The 3,052-nt window shown below is 58.5% G+C and carries 1 protein-coding gene and 3 pseudogenes; 1 reads left to right on the top strand and 3 read right to left on the bottom strand.

Features of this window, described 5'->3' with window-relative positions; genetic code table 11:
- Positions 1–256: pseudogene (locus AWB78_RS49095) on the bottom strand (hypothetical protein); the annotation flags it as partial.
- A 91-nt stretch (positions 257–347) separates the two neighbouring features.
- Here AWB78_RS49095 and AWB78_RS46155 point away from each other — a divergent pair.
- Positions 348–497: pseudogene (locus tag AWB78_RS46155) on the top strand (IS5/IS1182 family transposase); the annotation flags it as partial.
- Positions 498–640: 143 nt separating this feature from the next.
- Here AWB78_RS46155 and AWB78_RS44870 read toward each other — a convergent pair.
- Together AWB78_RS44870 and ltrA are read right to left on the bottom strand one after the other, a co-directional pair.
- A pseudogene (locus AWB78_RS44870) lies at positions 641–865 on the bottom strand (transposase); the annotation flags it as partial.
- An 84-nt stretch (positions 866–949) separates the two neighbouring features.
- The gene (gene ltrA / locus AWB78_RS41975; protein WP_062613143.1) at positions 950–2,650 is read right to left on the bottom strand and encodes a group II intron reverse transcriptase/maturase; all 1,701 of its coding nucleotides are present in this window, start codon (positions 2,648–2,650) and stop codon (positions 950–952) included.
- Positions 2,651–3,052: the final 402 nt, after the last annotated feature.

Below are 3,052 nucleotides of genomic sequence, written 5' to 3'. Positions count from 1 at the left end.
GCTTGCCCTGCGGGTCAAAGCGCCGCTTGCCATTTGCCCCCACGCTGACTACACGCAGCGGCAAAAACTCCAAATAGCGTTCTTCCATATCTGTGTCCACTGAAAAAGTAGTGGGCACATTCTGCGTTGCATCGCCTCCGCCTTCTACGTGGGCCGAATTGAGCGCTTTCGAGCGACCGTGGGACGACCCGGCATTGCTGTGGAAGTATCGGGGTATCCGTCTGCGCATCCCGTCTTGAGATGAAGTTAACGCCATGCGAAGGTGTTTCCATCGTAAGAACCGGAGCTACGCGGTGGAGAACGCAACAGGTGTCGAACCCTGGCAAGGCGAGGCGTTTTGGCTAGAAATGGGCCATACGCTGACCGATAACCGGCATGGCTTGGTGGTCAACGCGCGTGTCACATACGCTGATGGGCATGCCGAGCGTGAAGCGGCCAAGATCATGATCAACGACGCGCGGCAAGCAGTACAGGATGCGAGCGCAGAGATGACGCTAGTACAACATCCCGTAAATGGCTTTAATAATTAGCGGGCTGCCAATAAGGCTGTAAGAGCGTGACGACGACCTCGGCCATCTCGTCGAGTGAGCCTGTTCCCGGCAGCGGTTCCCATCGGCCGGTGTGGCTGCGAAAGGCGGCACTATAACGATTGCGGGCGAGCTCGGTAAGGCGCGCCACACTGCTCGGTGCGCTCGCGCAGGTGCGCGGTGCTGGTATGACTGGCATGGCGTAGCACCCGACGCGTGTAGCGAGCAAACCACAGTTCGATCTGATTGACCCAACTCGCGTGCAGCGGGGTGAAGTGGAAGTGAAACCGCTGATCATGCCGATCGTTGAACGCCTGCCAGACGGCCTGAGCGCGATGCGGTCGGGTAAGGACCCGATGTTGCCACCGGGTCCTCCCCTCAGAACGAAACGTGCAAGTTTCCCCGCATTTCGCTCAAGCCTTTCAAAGCCCCGTCGCCGGAGCCGGTTTAACCACGGAGAATCGTTGGCCACGCGCGATCCCGTGGCAGTCTGGATGCAGCATCAGCAGGTTGCGGCTCGTGTCCGTGCCACCATCGATCACCCGTTCCAGATGGAATAGACGCCATCCGCTAGACTTAGTAATCATCTGTTGACAGACGGGACATGTCCGCTCCTGACTCAACCACAGCCGGATAAGCCGCTTCCGCCCCTTGAGTGAGTCCATCATCGCGAGGCCAAGACGCTCCTCGAAATAGCTTTCCCACTGCGGGTCGAACGGGTTGGCGGCGGCCCTGATTTTCCGGTGCCGCCGTATCGGCGTGCTGGCAATGTCATACAGCGTCAGAAGTTTGGGCTCTCCTGTGCCGGGCGTCTTGCCGGTTTCGGTGCCGAAGACCCAATGATTCGAGCCAACGACCCGGAAATACTTTGCCCTGATCCACCGAGCGTTCCTTCGCGGGTGCCGTCGCCGTGCCCAGCGCCACAGACACTGCCAAATCGCGTGACTGACATTGCTGAAAATACGTTTCGATACGACATGCCGGTGATAGTTAGCCCATCCCTGAATGAGCGGATTGAGTTTCCTGATCAGCCGGTCCTGCCGCGCCGTCGCGTTGTTCTTCACAGTGTCCCGCAGCTTGCGCAGAAAGCGCTGAACGCTCGCTCTGGCTGGCTTGATCAACAGCTTGCCGCCGTATTTGCGCACGTTCATGCCGAGGAAATCGAACCCATCGTCTATGTGTGTAATCCGGGTCTTTGCAGGCGATAACGACAACCCCCGTTCCGCCAGGAATTGCTCGACCATCGGTTGCACTTCATCCGCCAGTACTTCACGCGTTGCGCCGGTGACAATAAAATCGTCGGCATAACGAACGATGTGGACCTTCGTCGGGTTGCGAGCCTGTCTGCCAAACCGCGCATGTAATGCTCGCTCAAGCCCGTCGAGGGTCATGTTCATCAGCACAGGAGAAACGATACCGCCTTGCGGTGTACCAGCCTGCGTTGAGTGAAGAACACGGTTATGAAGGTAGCCTGCCTTCAACCATTTTTGCAGTGTCACCTTGTCCGTAGGGATGTTGGCGACAAGCCAGTCATGCGAAATTTCGTCGAAACAGCTTCGGATATCAGCCTCAAGGATCCACGGCGCAGTATCCGATCGTGCCAGCGCCCGAAAGCACTGTTCGATCGCATCCGCGGTTGACCGGACGGACCTGAACCCATACGAGTTTGGATCCGCCGTGGTCTCCGCGACGGGCTCCAGAGCGAGCAGGTGCAATGCCTGCTGAGCCCTGTCGACCATGCAGGGAATGCCCAGGGGCCTCTGTTTCCCGTTGGCCTTCGGGATAAAGATCCGCCTCAGCGGTCGCGGCTGGTATCCGCGCCGTTTGAGTGACAACACTGCTTCGAGCTTGGACTTGGGCGTAGACCATATGAGACCGTCTACTCCGGGAGTCCGTTTACCACGATTCTCAGTCACCCGTTTAACGGCGAGTGCCTTGCCGCTAAACGAGTGGGTCAACAGCCACTGCAGGGCTTTCACCTTGCCGTGTCTGCCGGCCAGTTGAGCCTTCACGATGCGTGCCTGCAGCCTTCGGACTTCGCGGTGACACTTGGCCCAGTCTATGCCGTGCCAGTGCATCGCGCGGTCGGAGGACGCACCAGTGCCCAACTGCTGCCCCGTCATCTGCTTTTCCTCCTTTGAAGGTTAATCAAACTTTCTCGTGATGAAAGACCATGCGGAAGTCTGCCCGCTTTCGCGTGAGATGATGTTGCCTTGCGGCGCAATCCCTGTCCGCCCGATTACAGGGTGGCATTCGCTTTTTCCGCACTCCCTTGCCCGCACCGCCAACAGCCTTCCTCACGGTCGGCCTGCCCGGATGGGCAGCGATACGGGTTTACCGTGTTCCACCAGACTCGCACGAATGGTTTAGATCCTGCCTCTTCACCGGTAGTGGGTCGGTCCGTGCCGCCCCATTAACAAAAGAGCGGGCCTCACTACGATCCCATTTTGTCGGGTAAGGATACGACGTTACCGTCGCATCCTCCCCTGAGAACTGTACGTGCGACGTTAGCCGCATACAGCTCA

Origin of the sequence: Caballeronia calidae (assembly GCF_900044055.2) — a bacterium.
Classification (GTDB): domain Bacteria; phylum Pseudomonadota; class Gammaproteobacteria; order Burkholderiales; family Burkholderiaceae; genus Caballeronia; species Caballeronia calidae.
The sequence above is the reverse complement of the archived record's forward strand: the minus strand, read 5'-3'. Positions and strand labels throughout refer to the sequence as shown.